Origin of the sequence: Spirosoma soli, from assembly GCF_042684525.1 — a bacterium.
In the GTDB taxonomy this organism is placed as follows: domain Bacteria; phylum Bacteroidota; class Bacteroidia; order Cytophagales; family Spirosomataceae; genus Spirosoma; species Spirosoma soli.
The window spans coordinates 144,409-162,157 of record NZ_JBHULN010000007.1 but is presented as its reverse complement, the minus strand read 5'-3'; the positions used below and the strand labels follow the sequence as shown (position 1 = coordinate 162,157).

The 17,749-nt window shown below is 51.7% G+C and carries 6 protein-coding genes; 1 reads left to right on the top strand and 5 read right to left on the bottom strand.

Going from position 1 to position 17,749, the window contains the following annotated elements; all coding sequences use genetic code 11:
• Positions 1 to 3 precede the first annotated feature (3 nt).
• Together ACFSUS_RS13440 and sov are read right to left on the bottom strand one after the other, a co-directional pair.
• Positions 4 to 2,037 carry a sigma 54-interacting transcriptional regulator gene (locus tag ACFSUS_RS13440; RefSeq protein WP_381523347.1) on the bottom strand — a complete coding sequence of 678 codons (2,034 nt, stop codon included), beginning with the start codon at positions 2,035 to 2,037 and terminating at the stop codon, positions 4 to 6.
• A gap of 386 nt (positions 2,038 to 2,423) precedes the next feature.
• On the bottom strand, positions 2,424 to 10,094 hold the full coding sequence (gene sov, locus ACFSUS_RS13435; RefSeq protein WP_381523345.1) for a T9SS outer membrane translocon Sov/SprA: 7,671 nt from the start codon (positions 10,092 to 10,094) through the stop codon (positions 2,424 to 2,426).
• Positions 10,095 to 10,463: 369 nt separating this feature from the next.
• Here sov and ACFSUS_RS13430 point away from each other — a divergent pair, with 369 nt between their 5' ends.
• Complete coding sequence (locus ACFSUS_RS13430) at positions 10,464 to 13,058, top strand: glycoside hydrolase family 9 protein (protein ID WP_381523343.1); 2,595 nt, start codon at positions 10,464 to 10,466, stop codon at positions 13,056 to 13,058.
• 13 nt (positions 13,059 to 13,071) lie between these two features.
• Here ACFSUS_RS13430 and ACFSUS_RS13425 read toward each other — a convergent pair whose 3' ends face one another.
• The 3 genes from ACFSUS_RS13425 to ACFSUS_RS13415 form a co-directional block, all read right to left on the bottom strand.
• On the bottom strand, positions 13,072 to 14,379 hold the full coding sequence (locus tag ACFSUS_RS13425; RefSeq protein ID WP_381523341.1) for an MFS transporter: 1,308 nt from the start codon (positions 14,377 to 14,379) through the stop codon (positions 13,072 to 13,074).
• A gap of 112 nt (positions 14,380 to 14,491) precedes the next feature.
• The gene (uxaC, locus tag ACFSUS_RS13420; protein ID WP_381523339.1) at positions 14,492 to 15,925 is read right to left on the bottom strand and encodes a glucuronate isomerase; all 1,434 of its coding nucleotides are present in this window, start codon (positions 15,923 to 15,925) and stop codon (positions 14,492 to 14,494) included.
• 286 nt (positions 15,926 to 16,211) lie between these two features.
• Positions 16,212 to 17,693: a tagaturonate reductase gene (locus tag ACFSUS_RS13415; RefSeq protein ID WP_381523338.1), complete on the bottom strand. Its 1,482-nt coding sequence runs from the start codon at positions 17,691 to 17,693 to the stop codon at positions 16,212 to 16,214.
• Positions 17,694 to 17,749 lie beyond the last annotated feature (56 nt).

The following is a 17,749-nucleotide window of genomic DNA, read 5'->3' as shown; positions in this document are numbered from 1 at the left end:
AGGTTATTGGGTCTGGACGGTCAGCGTCTTGCGAATACCCAACTTTTCCATGCGGTATTCCAGCGTAGTCGGCTTCAGGTTTAGTAGTTCAGCGGCTCCCCCACTACCGCGTATGCGCCCGTTTGTTTGCTTCAGGACGGACAAGATATAGTCGCGCTCGGTTTCCTGCTGTATCTGTTTTATGTCCGAGAGAGCCTTCGGTGACGAGGTTTGCGCTTGACTGGTTTGGGGGAGACCAAACGGCACTAAACTGCCCATAAACAGTGAATTAACTAACGGCCGCCCTAATTCCAGCGGTGACTGTCCATTGTTGAGGATAACGGCCTGTTCGATCACATTCTCCAGTTCGCGAATGTTACCCGGCCAGCTATAGTTAATTAACTCATTAAGAACCGAATCGGCAATGCCGCAGAACGGTTTTCCCAATTTTCGGGCCGATTTCTGGGCAAAAAACGTAGCTAGCAGGGGAATGTCGCCCTGCCGCTCGCGTAGGGATGGTAGGTGGATGGGGAAAGTCGACAGCCGGAAATACAAATCCAGTCGGAAACGGTTGGCAGCTACCTCGTTTTCCAACTGACGATTGGTGGCAGCAATCACCCGCACGTCGATGCGGATGGCCTCGTTTCCACCCACACGCTCAATCTCTTTCTCCTGCAAGACCCGGAGTAGTTTGGCCTGCAGCTCCATCGGCAACTCACCAATTTCGTCCAGGAAGATGGTACCGCCCCTGGCCAGTTCGAACTTACCAACCCGACGATCAACCGCGCCCGTAAAAGCGCCTTTTTCGTGCCCAAACAGCTCCGATTCGATCAACGCAGCGGGTAAGGCGGCACAGTTAATCTTGACGAGAATTTTGTCCCGGCGGGATGACAGGTTGTGAATGGCCCGGGCAAAAAGCTCTTTACCTGTACCGCTTTCGCCTAAAATCAGCACCGTCGTATCGGTCGGCGCCACCTGTGAAACCTGGTTGAATACCCGCAGCAGATGCTGGCTGGTGCCAATGATTTCCTCGAAGTTTGCCGCAGTTTTTACTTCTTCCTGCAGGTACGAATTCTCGCGCCGGAGTTGCTCGCTCAACCGGGCCACCTCCTCGAAGGCCAGAATACGATCTAGCGTCAACAGAATGGGCTGTTCGAGCCGTTCGAGCAAAGCCAGATGGCGGCTGAGGTAGGGGTCCGGCTGGCGACTATAAAAAGAGACGGTAAACGTATCAGTTGGCCCGTTGCGGAGCGGAAACACCAGGGCCGACTGAAGCCGGAAGGTGTCGGCCAGGAGCTGTATGCACGGGTTTCGCCGACATAGCGCGTTAAAATCATCCTGGTTGTAGCGATCCGCCTGGGTAAAGCTCGTTTGGGATCGCAGCTGCACGAGTTGATCGGGTGTGATTTTTGCCAGTTGCAGAAAGTCAGCATCGTTGATGGTCCGGTATTCATCAAAGCCGACGCGGTAATAGCTGTAGGTATGGTCAGACGCGGCTTTGCGGTACCGGATGGTCAACAGATCAAATGGAACCTGCGCCTGAAGAAGAATGGCCACTTTCAGCAGTTTTTGCTCCCAGGCTTCAGTTGCCGACAAAGCTTCGGTGAGGGCAATTTGTAGTGCCTTCTCCTCCCGCAGCTTCACCTCGACACTGTGTGCGTGCCGGTACCGGCCAATTTCCAGCGTCGTCACTATATCTTTCTCCCGGAAGGGTTTCACAATATAGCCGCTGGGCTGGGTAGCTTTCACTTCCTCGAGTATACTACGATTGTCGTTAGCGGAAACAAAAATAAACGGTATACCACTGTCCCCTAACTGCTTAGCGAGATCAAGACCGCTTTTCTTTCCTTTCAGATAGATATCGAGCAGCACCATATCCGGCCGTCGTTGCTCAATCAGTTCCTGAGCCTCGGCCACCGAATCGGCAATACCCAGCACCGAATACCCTGCTTCACTCAGAATCAGGCGGAGGTCGTTGGCAATCACAAATTCATCCTCAACGATGAGCACATAATAGTCTGCCGTGGAAGTAAGCGAGGGATTGATGGGGCGTTGCATGGGTTGAAAAGAGGTATCAGGAGCTGAATGTATTCGGAGTCAACAAGAATTACACCGGTTAAAGAGGTTTATTCAACCAATTACCAAATGCGGCAACGAGACGCACAGATAAACTGACTAACTAACCGTTCATACACCACGACAAGGTGTAATAACATACTGACTGTCAACGGATAATTCTATTACTTTTTCGGGCGGGTACGCACTGTTCACTTAAGGAAAGACGCCTTGAGTGAACCTGGCTCTTATAGCTAAACTACAAATAAACTAGATAACCCCAACTTTTTGGAGAAATCCAGTACTGAGAAGGGCTAACGTTAGTATGACGACAATGCTCCAGGTTCACAATCTTTCTAAAATCAGTAGCCTGCTGATTTGATTGAAATCTACTCGGCGAGGTTAAACTTCACCTGCACACCACCCGCTGTGGTGGCCCGGCGGAACGAGTTCGACACGAGTGGATCGTTGAACGTACGGTCGAAATAGAAGTTGAAGTTCAACCGGCGATTAACGATATAGCTGACCTGCGGCCGAAACTGGAAATTGACGTTACCTGCCGTGATGATATACTCAGCATCCAGCTTGCGTTGAATTGACCGTGTATCGCGCAAGGTTAAGTTACACGAGATCGTCAGGTCGTTTTTCAATTTCTTGTAGGCCCCGTTGATGCGGAACGGAATTCGTACATTCTGCCGGGTGAGACCCACCGATGCCGTTAAATCTTTGTTCGTCAATTCGGCAACCTGCGCGTTTGACAAGCTCAACGCCACATCGCGACTTTGGTTGTACTCCAATCGCCCGCTGATTCGGCTCTTCGTCTGAAACTGCACCCCAATCATGGGCGCAAACTTCTCCGACATAGTAATGGTGCTCATGGCGAAAACAGGCACAAACTGACCAAGTTGGTTGACAGCGTTTGCCATCGGATAGCCCTGCACCGCCAGGTTAACGTAGGCCGCCGTGTAGTCCAGGTTCGACGTAAAGTTGCCAACGCTGTAGTTCGACACGTAGCTGTGCGTAACCGTGAACGCGCTGAACTGCTTCTTGATGAAGTCAAGTCCTGCTAAACCATCGTAATCAATCCGCCAGTTGGGCAGCGGGAAATTATAGAACGGCGAGAACTGCGCTTTCTCTTTCTTCTGGCCACTGTAGGCCGCAAAGAATGAAGGAATCAGGACATCCTGGGCGTTTTTGTCGTATGTTCCTAGCCGATTCTCACCCTTTGCTTGATCATTTAGCTTTTGAGCAAAAAACGTTCGGTAACTCTCCAGGCTATCAAACAACACCGACGAATTATCGGAGCGCAATCCTTTGAATGCCGTGCGGAACGACCAGAACGACATGCTGAATTGGCCATTACGCACTGGGGTTTGTGTTTCAAACGGCCCACCCAGCGCCCCCGGTCGGTAATATTCCTGGTATGCATCGGCACGGTTCAAGCGCCATTCAACCTGCATCCGAAAGCTTTTGAACGGCTCCAGGGTGGTGCGGGCGCTAAACTCTTTGGACAGCGTTTGTTGAAAGGCCGTATTCAGTACCGTACTGGGCGTGAGCCAGCCTCTATCAGCCGCTTTATACCGAATCGCCGGGTCCTGGCTCCCCAACACAAAACCCAATCCCGGTGCGTTATTCCGGTCCAGCCCGAAGAATCTTGGCGTTGGCAGAAAGCCCGGTAAAATCGTTGACTCCTGCACCTTATACGAGAAGTTGATTCCCCGTACCGTCAGCAGCGCCCTCGTGAAGTTTTTCAGCACTTTGCTTTCGCCCCGTTCAATTTCTTCGATATCGCCGGGGTTACGGGCAAAGTTTTTACGAACCGGTGCTGGTGTGTTGGCAAAGCGCAGGTACCGTATTTTGTTATACAACCGAATCAGATCGACTCGCCCCGTGATGCCCCGTTCGCGGTTATTACGCAGTATGTTACCAAAGGGCACACCCAGCGTATCGGCCACTCCGAATGAATTGGCCTGGAACTGGTAACCGATGCCGTAAATGGCATCGGCAGCCACCCAGTCGAGCAGCGGAATTTTGTCCAGCGGCAAACGATACGTTGCCCGAATGTCCTGTACGAAGTTTTTCACCCGACCCAGCCGTTTGATACTGCTCATGATCGAATCGCGCTTCGCCTGCGTATTGATGTCGCCCGCGGGTTCGTCGATAATGGCGTTGGCCTGCGCGTGATACGTCAGCACCAGACTCCGGGTAAGATTCCAGGTGAGGTCGTAGTAGCGGTTGAACAGGAAGTATTTTTCAAACTGCGGCACAATACCGTTCGTTGTCAGATCGGAGCTGCGTAGCTGCGTTTTCACAAAACTGCGATCAACATCGGTTCGGATCGATACCAGCGATGGTAACAACGTCAGGTTAAAGTCCTTAAGCCACCGCAGATACGGAGCCTCAAACGATGCCTTACTACGGAACGGCTCAAACGCTTTTGGCTGAGCGCTGTACGTGTAGGCAATACCTCCCCGGTACTGCTGTTGCAAATACTCCTCCGTCAGGATGTTCGTGCGTTTTGTGTCGTTGAAGGCGTACGTGAACGCAAAGTTCTCAATGTCCCAGAAATGCGACTTCGCGTTGGGATTGACTTTCACCTTCCGGACGTTCGAGAAATTATAGCCACGACGCGTTGTGTTGTCCTGAACGAGCCGCCTGTAATTATTACGATCCGTTACGTTATCAATAATCGACAGCGACGTTTCCAGCGGAGTATCGGGGTCGAGCGGGTTAAAGTGCGGATCGACATTCCGGTGGTCGTAGTTAATGTAGAACGGAATGCGTAATCCCCAGTTGGCCGGTAAAAACTTGTCTACCGCTATAGCCGACGAGATACCAAACTCTGAGGTGGTTTCGCGGGCTCGTTCTCCAATTCGGGTTTGCACCCCGCCGAAGCCAAACGTAGTAATGCGGCCCGACGCCGTAAGTGTTGCCAGATCAGCAAACTTAACATTGAGCGCTCCAATACCGGCCATACCGGCATGTTCGTCGTAGCCATTTGCCCGGAACTCATCGACCCAGACGGTAAAGGTCTTGGGGCGTTCGCCATCACCGGCTTGTTTCGGATTTCGAACCCCAATCATAATGGATTGCACCGAACTTAGATCGGGGTTACCCACTACCGTAAGGACATACCGACCGTTGGCTGACGAAAGCGAGTAAGGCAGCGACGTTTGCCGAGTGTATAGCTTATTGCGGCTGGCTTTGAGATTGATCAACTCATCGAGCGCCAGGTCCAGCTCATTGTTCGCTGGCCAAACCTCTTCCGATGAACGATTACCTTCGGGCGTTGTCGTCAATCCTGGAATTTCAATTTCGTAGTAGTTGTCCGTATAATCCGTGCCTACCCGCACAAACGCCGACACGTGGCCGCTTTCGTTATCGGGATTGTGCATGTGCACGAACATCTTTAACGACTTGCGGAACTGCAGGTTGAAGTTCGTGTTCCGGAAAGCGCCACGCGAGTCGCCATCGCGCAGGTTTGTTACGCTCAGACGCATCGACTGCTCGTTCAGCTCAACGGGGCTAACCTGCGTATAATCGCGGTCGCGCTGATAGCCCGGTGGCACCTGATAAACGTACTTGCTAGCGCCCTGTACATCGGCACCGCTGTTTTCTTCAATGTTTACGGTCGACACGGTGAAGTTCGCATCGTAGGGTTCGGGGACTTCCTGCAACCCACGCTGGGTCAGGTCGCCCGTGTACTTACGATACTGGTTTGCTTCCATCTGCAACTGGGCAAACCGCAACACGACCGGCTCCGCAAAATCGGTCAGGTACATCCGCATAAACCGGATCGATTTAAACCCGTTGATGCTACCTACTTTACGTAGCGGCTCGCGAACCGGAATCCGGAATTGATACCAGGTAACCGGCACACCACCCGGTACGCTGGGTGGTACCGTCACTTTGTCAACAATGTATCTATTCTGACCTACTTCCAGTTTCCCAGGCTGTAAGTCAACTTGATACTCATAATAAGCCTCGTTATCGTTGATGGTATTGTCAATGTTGAGGTCTTCAATATCGGGCAGGGTCGACGATGCGGGCGTTAGAAACTGGCTCGTCGACGTATTCTCCGGCGAGTTGTTCTCCATCCCCATGTAGCGTTTGTACCGCGCTACAATGTACCGCTGCTGATCAGCCTCTTCGCCCAAATAAAATTTAAAGTCGTCATTGGAGGGGTCGCTTTCAATTTGAGCCAGAACCGCTGGGTCGGTTCCCTTTGTACGAAGCGTACTGATATAATTACTAAAAAACTGCTGCTCTCTGGTCACACCGGCAGGTGCGTTAGGCTGGCTGCTCAATCCATCAAGACCAATATCCTGAAGATCTCTGGCTCCGCTCTGGAAGGCATTCGTCACAAACTGCTGCCGGGGTGCACGGCCCCAGGGAGTGTTGTCGGTCCCCTGTTCGCGGGGATTACGATTGGTTGAATCGCTGGCCGGAAACCCATTCTCAAATTCATACCGGCTGTCTTTAATAACGTCCTCCGAGATATCGCCCAGGTTAAAGAATAGCCTTCCCCCCGTTGTATTGTTTTTGTTCCGATTAGGGTCATTACTACCCCGAACGACTCCGGCTTGACCGCCAACAAACGGGTCCATAAGCCAGAACGTTATGTTCTCAATGTTGGCATTATCGAAGTCAATGTCTGACGCAATAGCTCGGGTGACGGCGCCAAAGTTGTTTCTTGGATTCGGCAGTAAACCAGCGGCCGTTAAGTTTGGATTGTAGTTATACATCCCCCGCTCATCCGGAAAATAAGCGACGTCGAGAATACTCTCGGGCAACTGAACCGGCCGGACCGAGCGTCCTGGAAACAAGTCGTTCGGTAAGAAATACCGCTCATACACGTTGGCGTTGGCTTCTGTAGGGTCAACATTAGACACTACCCCCTGCGAGCCAGGGGTGTACAAACTTGGATCAACCGAATACACCGAAATAAGCGCGCGGTTGTACGCCGACTCCAGCGGGTTCTGGAACGACCCCTGCGGAAACTGCTGTGGCGTAGCACCCAGCCGCCAGCGGGTTGGTTGGCGGGTCAGGTCGAAAATGGTCCGGGCGGCTTCAAAGTCATCCAGGTAGCTATCGTTTCTGGCGCGAGGGTTCGTACCCGGTAACAGTTGCGCCACTTCGCCCGTGAACTGCACCGTCGACATTTCCTTTGTCTCAACAATCGGCAGCCGGTCTAACATACGCGTTAGCCAAGGAGCATCTTTACGAATGTTGGTGTTAACACCAAGGATCGTGTTGTTGACCGGCTCGTTGCCGATGGCCACGCGGGTTAGAAAGCCAGCGGGCGTTTCTTTCATGTGCATGGCCGTCAAGCCAACGCTGATGTCGCGGTTGATGGCGTAATCCAGTCGGGTACCTACCAGCGTCCGAATCTGGTTTTGGAACAGGTCGGGTTGTTCGTAGCTGATACGTATTTCGCGGCCCGAGTTGGTTACGCTCTCGTTGATGATACGCAGCCGCCCGGTCTGACTTTCGAGAACGTAATCCTGCCCTGGCGTAAGCGGAACTCCGCCCGCCGTTACCTGCACTGACTGCTCGTTGACACCATATGGCAATGCAACCTCAGCCCCGTTGCCGGACTGGTACGCCCCCTTCAGGAAGAACTTGTTCTTGCTGGCTACCTGCTGAGCATCGGCCAGAGTCGTCCGGTAGAGTTCGTTAAATACGTATTTGGACTTAATATTTTCATCATCCCGACCTTGCGTAAATCGACGTTCTAGAAATGACCCGAACGGCTCCAATACTGGAAAAATGATCTTTCCGTACCGGCTGTCGATGGTAATGTTCTCCACATAATCGAAATTACCGTCGGGCTGAGCATCTAGTTGCTGGTTAAGCCGGTCCATATTAAATACTTGGACTAACGGAATATTCCGTATCGAGCTTTCCTGAAGGTTTGGGTTATCAACGCCAGTAAGGTCATCTTTGTAAATGATCCGCAACTGGAATCCCTGACGGGTAATCTGCGCCGTATTGAGCGAATAGATGTTTTTCATCATCAGGTTCCACATCGGCAGTTGCAGGTTGTTCCGTATGGTGGCTGATTTCAACAGCTTCAACACTAGCACTTCATTATCCTGCCGAGCCTGATAATCCTCGGTCAATTCACCTACCTTATAGCGTCGGCCCTGATAAGTGTACTCATACGCAACGGCCAGAATTTCATCGTTTCGTAAGGGAGTCACAAGAGAGATATAACCCAGTTCCGGCTGAAGTTTATACTCGCGGTCGGTCAGGCGCTTGGCTCCTCGTAGAAGATCGTAATCCGTCCCCTTACCAAGTCCATAAGTCGTTGTCAACACTTCGTTGGCGCGGTCGACTTGCCGGAACGGATTATTCTGATCAGACGTCAGCCGCCCAAACAGACCGTTGGCGCTGTTAGCCGTTGGTGTCAGGTTATTACGCGTGAACGGCTGCACATTCGGGTTCTGCTGGCTGTAGGGATTACCCTCGCCTAAATCCTGAAAACCAGCGATATTCCGTAGCGATTCGGTGGTGTTCGTGCGGTTGGTAACGTACACTTCCACACGGGTAATATTCACGCCTGACGTTACCTGAGGCAATGATCGCAACGACGCTTCGTAGTTGGACCGGAAGAATTGAGAGAGGAAAAAGTGTCGATTTTCGTCGTATTGATCCGCGCGAATCTCGAACGGCCGGTTTGAGGTGCCCCCCTGCAATACAATTTCGCTTTTGCGCGACCGTTGCTGAGACGCCACTACGGTCGCATTGAGTTTACCAAACCGAAGTTGCGTTTTGATACCAAACAGATTCTGTACGCCTGGAATCAACTGACTATTGACTGCCCAGCTGATGTTACCCACTTCGAGGCCCTGAATGATGCTTTCGTTCTGGGGCGTGAAGCCCTGCAAACCGGGCGTTGGGGTGCCCACACCCGGTAAATTTGGGGTTGGCAGATTAGGAACGCCCGGCAAACCCTGTCCTGACCCTAAGGCGGGCAAACCACCACCGGGTCGGTAATTGACCTTCAGCGCATTCTCGAAGTTGAAACTAGCCTTGGTATCGAAGTTAGCCAGTACGCCCAGCTTTTCGCCGATCTTACCGTTGAAATTAATGCTGATCTGCTCGTTGAAGATGAAGTTGCCGTTCCGACGTTGCCGCACTGGAATAACCGGGTTGTCGATGAACTGATAGAGGTAACCAAAATCGAGGGTTACAAAGCCATTCGGCTTGAAATCGACCTGACTACCGCCAAAGAGCCGATCAATAATGGGCGGCAACTCAAGTTTCGGCACCAAACCACGACCGCTTACGGCACTCTGGCCATCGCGCCGGGCTCCGTATTCTCGCCATAGACTCTGCTCAACCCGTTGATTTTGCAGCTGATTATACGTAGAGAAAGGAATCGTTTCGGCCGGACGGTAAGGCAGGCCATATTGTGATGGCGGAAGTGCTAAGCCAGGCACTGGTAAGCCCGGCGAAATTGTTCCGGGTGGCGTTGTGTTTGGAGCAGCCGCATCAGGGAACGGTGTACCCGGTACACTGGTTGTGCTGCCTGGTGTAGCGATCCCAGACCGACCCTGTACGTTGTTAGGCGTTGGCGCGCCCGATAGCGATACGCCCGAGCGTACTCGCTCGGTCACGGCAATTCTTCCGTCGGGGCTAAGCCCAAAGTCAGTGGAGACCCCTTTAGGATCGCGTAGAATAAACGGCGATTTAGACGATCGCTCAGAGAACCGCGTAGCCCGCCGGTCGGGCCAGTTCACCGTGGGCCGACGATTGGCGCTGCGGGCTGCGCGAATGCTATCGTTCCGGTTTTGAACTGCCTGTTTAACCGAATCGGCCCGCGCGGTAGCCCGCCGACGCGCTTCGGCCCGGGCCGAGTCAGCCGCTGCCTGCTGGCGACGACCAGCCGCTCCCCGACGGGTAGGCGCTGGCTGGTCCTGGCCTAAAGCAGTACCCAGGCCTAACAGTAACCACAGCATCGGCATAAGCCATCCGCCAGAAGCGAGCTGGAGCCGACTGACAATGGAAAAAGGAGTGCTGACAATAAAATTGTGAACAAAGTAAGGGTTCACCATTGGGGAACTTTCAGGTTCAGTATTGGTAGCGTACGGTACGTCCTTCTATCAAACGGCCAAAATCGGGCCAATCGTCTAACAAGTTAGTAGATTTTTTAAAAGGTATGTTTCCAGTCACGCTTAAGCACTTGATTGCTTATGTAAACGGTAAAAATACAGATTTAACGGTCATTTTCAGAGAGAAGGCTTGTTTAAAAGCTGTTTGAGCAAGTTTATTCGCTCTTCAGCCTCAATTTCAGACTTGTTCTATCAATAAAAGTTAGTAATAACCGATTTTATACTTATTCTCAACGTACTGATAGCACCGCTTTGCGGTGGCAGGGCTTCTGTCTAGATTGCCATTAATCGAAGTAACCCCTCTTCTGCAATATGCTTTTACGCTTACTTTTTACATTGGTATTGGCAGTTGGCCTGGCTGCTTTTATTTATCGGAAGGAAGACTCACCAGTCACAGTTATACGAATTAATTTATTGGGATACCGGCCGGCCAATTCAAAAGTGGCCGTATGGGGTACCCTGACCAATCAAACTATAAGCAGTTTTCAACTTGTTGACGCTCAAAATGATCGGCTGATATCGACACATCCGGCCGGGCGAGCCTTTGGTGCTTATGGACCGTTTCAGCAAACCTACCGGCTTGATTTTTCGATGGTCAAGCGACCCGGTAACTATTATTTGCGCACGGCCAATGGCACCCGGTCGCCTACGTTTCGTATTGGTGATGATGTATATGATGGAGCTGCTGATGTTTGCCTGCGCTACATGCGTCAACAGCGTAGTGGTTATAATCCTTTTCTGAAAGACTCGTGCCACACGCATGACGGATACACCTTATATGGCCCTATGCCCGATAGTACGCACATTGATGTGTCGGGTGGCTGGCACGATGCCTCAGACTATTTACAATATGTAACAACCTCGGCCAATGCAACCTATCACTTGCTAGCCGCCATGCGGGATTTTCCCGATGCGTTTACCGATCAGCACCAGGCAAATGGTTTGTCAGGTGCCAATGGCCAACCCGATGTGCTCGATGAAGCTCGATGGGGACTCGACTGGCTCCTGAAAATGCACCCAACCGACGACTGGCTGTTTAATCAGCTCGGTGACGACCGCGACCATGCCGGTATGCGGCTCCCCAAAGAAGATAGTTTTTATGGCAAGGGGTTCGAGCGGCCCGTTTACTTTGCTACGGGCCAGCCGCAAGGCATGTTTCGGTACAAGAACCGGGCTACGGGCGTTGCTTCCACCGCAGGCAAGGTTAGCAGCGCTCTAGCCCTGGGGTACCAACTCTGGCACAAACGTCAACCGGCCTACGCCGATCAGCTGTTAAAACGCTCACAATCGGCCTACAAGTTAGGCATCCAAAAGCCGGGTAATTGCCAGACGGCTCCCGGTCGCGCTCCTTACTTCTACGAAGAAGAAAACTATACGGATGATATGGAGCTAGCCACCGTTGAGCAGTTGAACGCGACAGGTGCCACCGACAAACAAGCCACAACATGGCAAAACACTGCGCTGAAATTTGCCCAACAAGAGCCGGTCACCCCCTGGATTCTGAACGACACGGCCCGGCATTATCAGTGGTATCCCTTTGTTAACGTCGGTCATGCCGAGCTGGCCAAGAAGCTGCCGCCCCGTCAGCGTAAAATCGTTACAGATTTCTACAAGCGAGGTATTGAAATCATTTGGCAGCGGGCCCAGCAGAATGCGTTCTACCGGGGTGTTCCCTTTGTCTGGTGTAGCAACAACCTCACGACCTCCTTTGCTACCCAATGTTTCTGGTATCGACGGCTTACCAATGACCAGCACTACACAGCTTTGGAACAAGCCAGCTTCGACTGGCTGTTTGGCTGCAATCCGTGGGGCACAAGTTTTGTGTATGGCCTTCCATCCCAAGGTGATACGCCCACGGACCCTCACTCGGCGTTCACCCACTTGAAACAGTATCTAATTGATGGTGGCTTGGTAGATGGCCCCGTGCGAGGTAGCATTTACCGGAATCTGATTGGTATTACGCTCCAGGAGCCCGACGAATATGCCCCTTTTCAGAGTGATGTTGCGGTTTATCATGATGACTACGGCGACTATAGCACCAATGAACCAACTATGGATGGTACGGCTTCACTTATCTACCTGCTGGCCGCCAGGCAAGCCGAAGGACACTCTTCTCAAAGAAGAAACAAAAAAGCGAGCAAAAAGCAGCCTATTACATCACAGATCATTAAGTCAAACGCCAGCCAGGTTCAATTGGCAGCCTCTTCCAAAATATCGCTTTATTATAAGGGCGCCAAAGTTCGGGGAGATACTACGGTTCGGCGCCTTGCACTTGTGTTTACAGGGGATGAATACGCCGATGGTGGCCATAAAATTGCCCGGACCCTGCAAAAGCGAGGTGTCAGGGCATCGTTTTTTCTGACGGGACGTTTTCTGCGTAATCCGGCCTTCGCTTCGGTGATACGAAACTTGATAAGCGAGGGCCATTATATCGGTCCGCACTCAGACCAGCATCTATTGTACTGCGACTGGAAAAAGCGGGATAGCCTCCTTGTCAGCCGTACCCAGTTTATCACCGATCTGCGGGCTAATTACGCAGCCCTGGCGTCTTTCGGTATTAATACGAACACGTCCCGAATTTTTCTGCCGCCTTACGAGTGGTATAACGACAGCATTTCGGTTTGGACGCACGCCGAAAAAGCACAACTCATCAATTACACGCCCGGCACACTCAGCCATGCCGACTACACAACCCCTGACGCCCCAAACTACCGTAGCAGCGCAGCTATTTTGCAATCCATTCGATCATACCGGCAAGCTAGTCAGACAGGGCTGAACGGATTTATCTTGCTCATGCATCTGGGCACAGCCCCTGCCCGCACCGATAAACTGTACGCCCATCTGGACGCGCTTGTAACCGAACTCAAAAATAGCTCATACCAACTCGTGCGGGTCGACGAGTTATGAACGATCTTTTGTGTTACGCGACAGCTTGCGGTTCGGGTGCCGGTACCTGAACAGGCTCCATACGGGGGGCAAACAGGTGCATACATCCCCAGGCTACCAGATATGCAAAGCCACAGATAATGAAGAGCAGATTGTAGCCACCCGTCAGATTGCCGGCCACTTTATAACTGTCTAACAAAGCGCCAACCAGGATTGGGAACAGGATGCCGCCGACCGAGCCCGCCATGCCACCAATGCCCACAACTGAGCTAAGCGCCTGCTTAGGAAACATATCGGAAGCCGTCGTAAAGATATTAGCACTCCAGGCCTGGTGAGCCGCTGCCGCCAGACTGATAAGCGCTACTGCCTGCCAGATATTAGTGGCAAATTGCGCCAACGTAATGGGCACAACGCAGATGGCGAAAATCAGCATGGCCGTCTTGCGCGCCCGGAACACGGGCCAGCCTTTCTTAATGAAATAACCCGACAGATAACCGCCCCCAATGCTACCGATAGTTGTGGCTGTGTACACGACAACCAGCGGCAACGAGGGTTTTTTCAAATCCAGATTGAACGTAGTAGAAAAGTAACTGGGTAACCAGAACAGGAAGAACCACCAGATAGGATCGGTCAGGAACTTGCCCAGGATAAAGGCCCAGGTTTGGCGAATACCAAACAGCCGCCCCCAGCCAATGGGCTTGGCGTTGACTTGTTCGGGCGCGTCGTCAATATGAATGTAGGCAAACTCTTCCTGGGTCAGGCGTTTCTGCCGGGCGGGCACTTCGTACATATACCACCAAAAAGCCAGCCAGATGAAGCCAATAGCTCCCGTTATGATGAAGGCTTCCTGCCAACCGTAGCTTCCTAAAATCCAGGGAACCATAATCGGTGCTACCACCGCGCCAATGTTAGCCCCGGAGTTAAAAATGCCCGTTGCCAGCGCTCGCTCTCGCTTTGGAAACCATTCGGCCACCGACTTAATAGCGGCCGGAAAATTACCCGCTTCCCCTAGTCCCAGCAAAGACCGCATGACCCCAAAACCAAACGTACTCTTGGCTGTTGCGTGCAAAATGGCAGCTATACTCCAGACAATGATGGAGATGATGTAGCCCATTTTCGTGCCTATCCGATCAATGATACGACCAAACGCCAACAGGCCTATCGCATACGAAGCGGCAAAGGCCATGACGATGTTACTGTAATCAGTTTCCGTCCAGCTAAACTCGGTTTCCAACGTCGGTTTAAGCAAGCCAATAACTTGTCGGTCGAGGTAGTTGATGGTAGTGGCGAAAAAGAGCAGGGCCACAATGGTCCAGCGGTAACCGCCTGTTGGTTTGTTCATGATCGAGTACAAAGAGTTTAAGCGTAATTCATATACCGGGTAAGCGTACTAGTTCATAAGCCATTAGCCAACTAATCTTACCCGGCAGCGAACTCATTTTTGTTGTTGATAGCTAGACCTGGGCAACTGATTCGCTCACGGATGAGAAGCCAAAATAGGCTTTTGCATTGTTGTAGCAAATGTCCTGAACGACCTGCCCAATCCATTCGATGTCGTCGGGTAACTCACCGTTTTCAACGTCGTTGCCAAAGAGATTGCAAAGGATTCGGCGGAAGTATTCGTGACGGGGATATGACAAAAAACTGCGCGAATCGGTCAGCATCCCGACAAACCGGCTCAGTAACCCCATGTTTGATAATGCATTGATCTGCCGCTCCATCCCGTCTTTCTGATCCAGAAACCACCAGCCCGAACCGAACTGAATCTTACCGGCAACGGAGCCATCGTTGAAGTTTCCGATCATGGTGGCAATCACTTCGTTGTCCGCCGGGTTAAGATTATATAAAATGGTCTTTGCCAGTTTGTTCCCCGTATCGAGCCGGTTCAGGAATTGCGACAATGATCGTCCCTGCTCAAAATCGCCAATGGAATCCCAACCCGTGTCGGGACCGAGTTGCTGCAACATCCGGGTGTTGTTATTACGTAGTGCTCCGAGGTGAAACTGTTGGGTCCAGCCTTTTTCCCAGTCCATTTCGGCCAGATAGACGAGCATGGCCGACTTAAAGGTAAGCACCTCGGCTCCCTTGAGCGCCTGCCCAGAACGAGCTTTATCGAAAATGGCTTGCACTTCGGCTTCGGTAAAGCTGCCAGCATAAATCTGTTCCAGGCCGTGGTCAGAGAGTTGCCCCCCCATCTGAGCAAAATAATCGTGCCGCTGGCGCAAAGCTGCCATAAAATTGCGGAAGGTACTGATCGACGTATTGGCGGCTTCTTCGAGTCGGGTTATGTACCGAACAAAAGCCGGTACATCCTCAACAGCCATCGCTTTATCGGGCCGGAAAGCAGGCAGCACATTAATATCGAAGCCATCATCGGCAATTTTGCGGTGGTGCTCCAGCGAGTCAACGGGGTCGTCAGTGGTGCACACCGTTTCGACGTTCATGCGACGAAGGAGGTTACGCACTGAAAAATCAGGCGATTGTATCTTTTCGTTACACTCGTCGTAGATACGCCGGGCACTTTTAGCATTCAATACTTCAGTGATGCCAAAATAGCGTTGCAGTTCGAGGTGTGTCCAGTGATAGAGTGGATTACGTAAGGTATACGGCACCGTCTCGGCCCACTTCTGAAACTTCTCCCAATCACTCGCATCTCCGGTACAAAAACGTTCGTCGATTCCGTTGGTCCGCATAGCCCGCCATTTATAATGGTCGCCATATAGCCAGAGCTGCGTTACGTTCTCAAAACGTTTGTCTGCAGCAATTTGGTCAGGTGGCAGATGGCAATGGTAATCAATGATCGGCATCGACTTGGCAAACTCATGATAGAGCTGCTGAGCCGTATTTGTCTGTAGCAGGAAATCTTCGTTTAAGAATGGCTTCTTCATAAAAGCAAATAAGTAAAAGACCAACTGAATACAAGGGTGATAAGAACCGCTTGTTGCCCACAATCGACTCATATCCCTGCTTATGGACTAATAGCGTTGGGGTGTGATTAGTTAAAGAGGTCTTACAGGCATTTTTTACTACCGTTGTGACGGGATTATTTATTACACTACCCACGGAAATCATCCGAGCAACAACCTATATACCAACCGAACTTGGTTAAAGATGCGAATTGTGCTACTATCTGGTAGCCAGAGCAGCGCGGTTAAAATAAGCGGATACGGTCGTTTAGCCCCCCATATCAAGAAGTTGCAGCAAGGCCTCACTTACCTGATTAGCAAAACCGTCCAACTGGCTGAGGTCATGCCCCCATAACGATCTGTTTTTCAATGCAGTCTCGGTCAGTTCTTCAGGAGGCAGTCGAGCCCACAGTTCGGCGTAATATTCCGCTTTGTCGTCGCGAATCGGATAGGCCTCGCCCTTACGTTGTCCATACCAGGTGTCGTCCCGCTGATCCGCTGCCCGCATAAACAAGAGGTAGGCCGCAAAACCCAAGGCCATATACCGGGGTACTGTTCCAAACTGGCGATAATACTGAAGCAACGTTGGCACGTTACGCATCTGCATTTTGGCAGTGTACTGCATGGTGATTGATAACCAGCGGTGTTCGATGTACGGGTTACAGAACCGGTCCAGAACGTCCATGGCAAACCGTTGCGCCGTTTTTTCATCGACGGCATACGGAATACCCGGTAGCAGTTCGGACAACATCAGGCTACTGATATAAGCGTTCATGTTTTTGTCTTCCATGGCTTCGCGCACCGTATCGAAGCCACTCAACCAGGCAAGGCCACAACTCAGCGTATGCGTACCGTTTAGCAAACGAAGTTTCAACTCCCGGAACAAGTCGATACTCGGGCGAATGAAAACGCCTTTGTCAGCTTCGTGGAAAGACAGTACCGATTGCACGTATTCGTCGCCCTCAATGGCCCACAGTCGATACGTTTCCGCAATAGTTAACAGCTCGTCTTCGTAGCCGAGCTGATTAGTTAGGGCATTATGCGTAGCGGGGTCGGGCCGACCGGGAACAATGCGATCAACCAACGAATTGCAGCACGAATTGGCGGATTCCAGCCAATCGATAAACTCACTTTCTAACCCATTACGATGAGCCAACTCCAGCAAAATAGCTTCCAGCTTAGTGCCGTTGTCCGGAATCAACTCGGTTGGCACAATGACTAACCCCTTCGTCGGGTCGCCGTTGAAAGCCTGATAACGAGCGTATAAAACAGCCAGCAACTTACCGGGGAATGACTGCGGAGGAGCTTGTCGAATATCGTCCTGCACGAGTTGAATGCCAACTTCGGTTGTGTTTGAGATGACCACCGCAAGCTGGGGACTGGCCGCGAATTGCAGCACCTCGTTCCACTGACTTTTAGCTGACAACACCCGGCTGATGGCCGAACAAACAACGTTTTGCTCAACGGTCTGCCCGTTCTCCACCCCCCGAATGCACAAGGTGTACAGATTGTCCTGGTTCGTAAAGGCGTTTACATCCCCACCGTCGGTCGACTTAACAACGACAATACGCCCGTTGAACAGCCCTTGTCGATTAGCCTTATCAATTAAGTAGTCAGGCAAGCCACGCAGCAGCACACCGGTGCCGAACTGTAACACTTTTTCGGGTAGTTGAACAATGGATTTATCCGGAAAAATCACCCCGTCATTTGACGGACCGTTGAGGAGCAAGGAGATAGATAAGTCAGTCATAACGAACCTGGGGCTCAGCTAAAGGTTAATTTGTCTTTTTTCAATCGTTCCGCGTA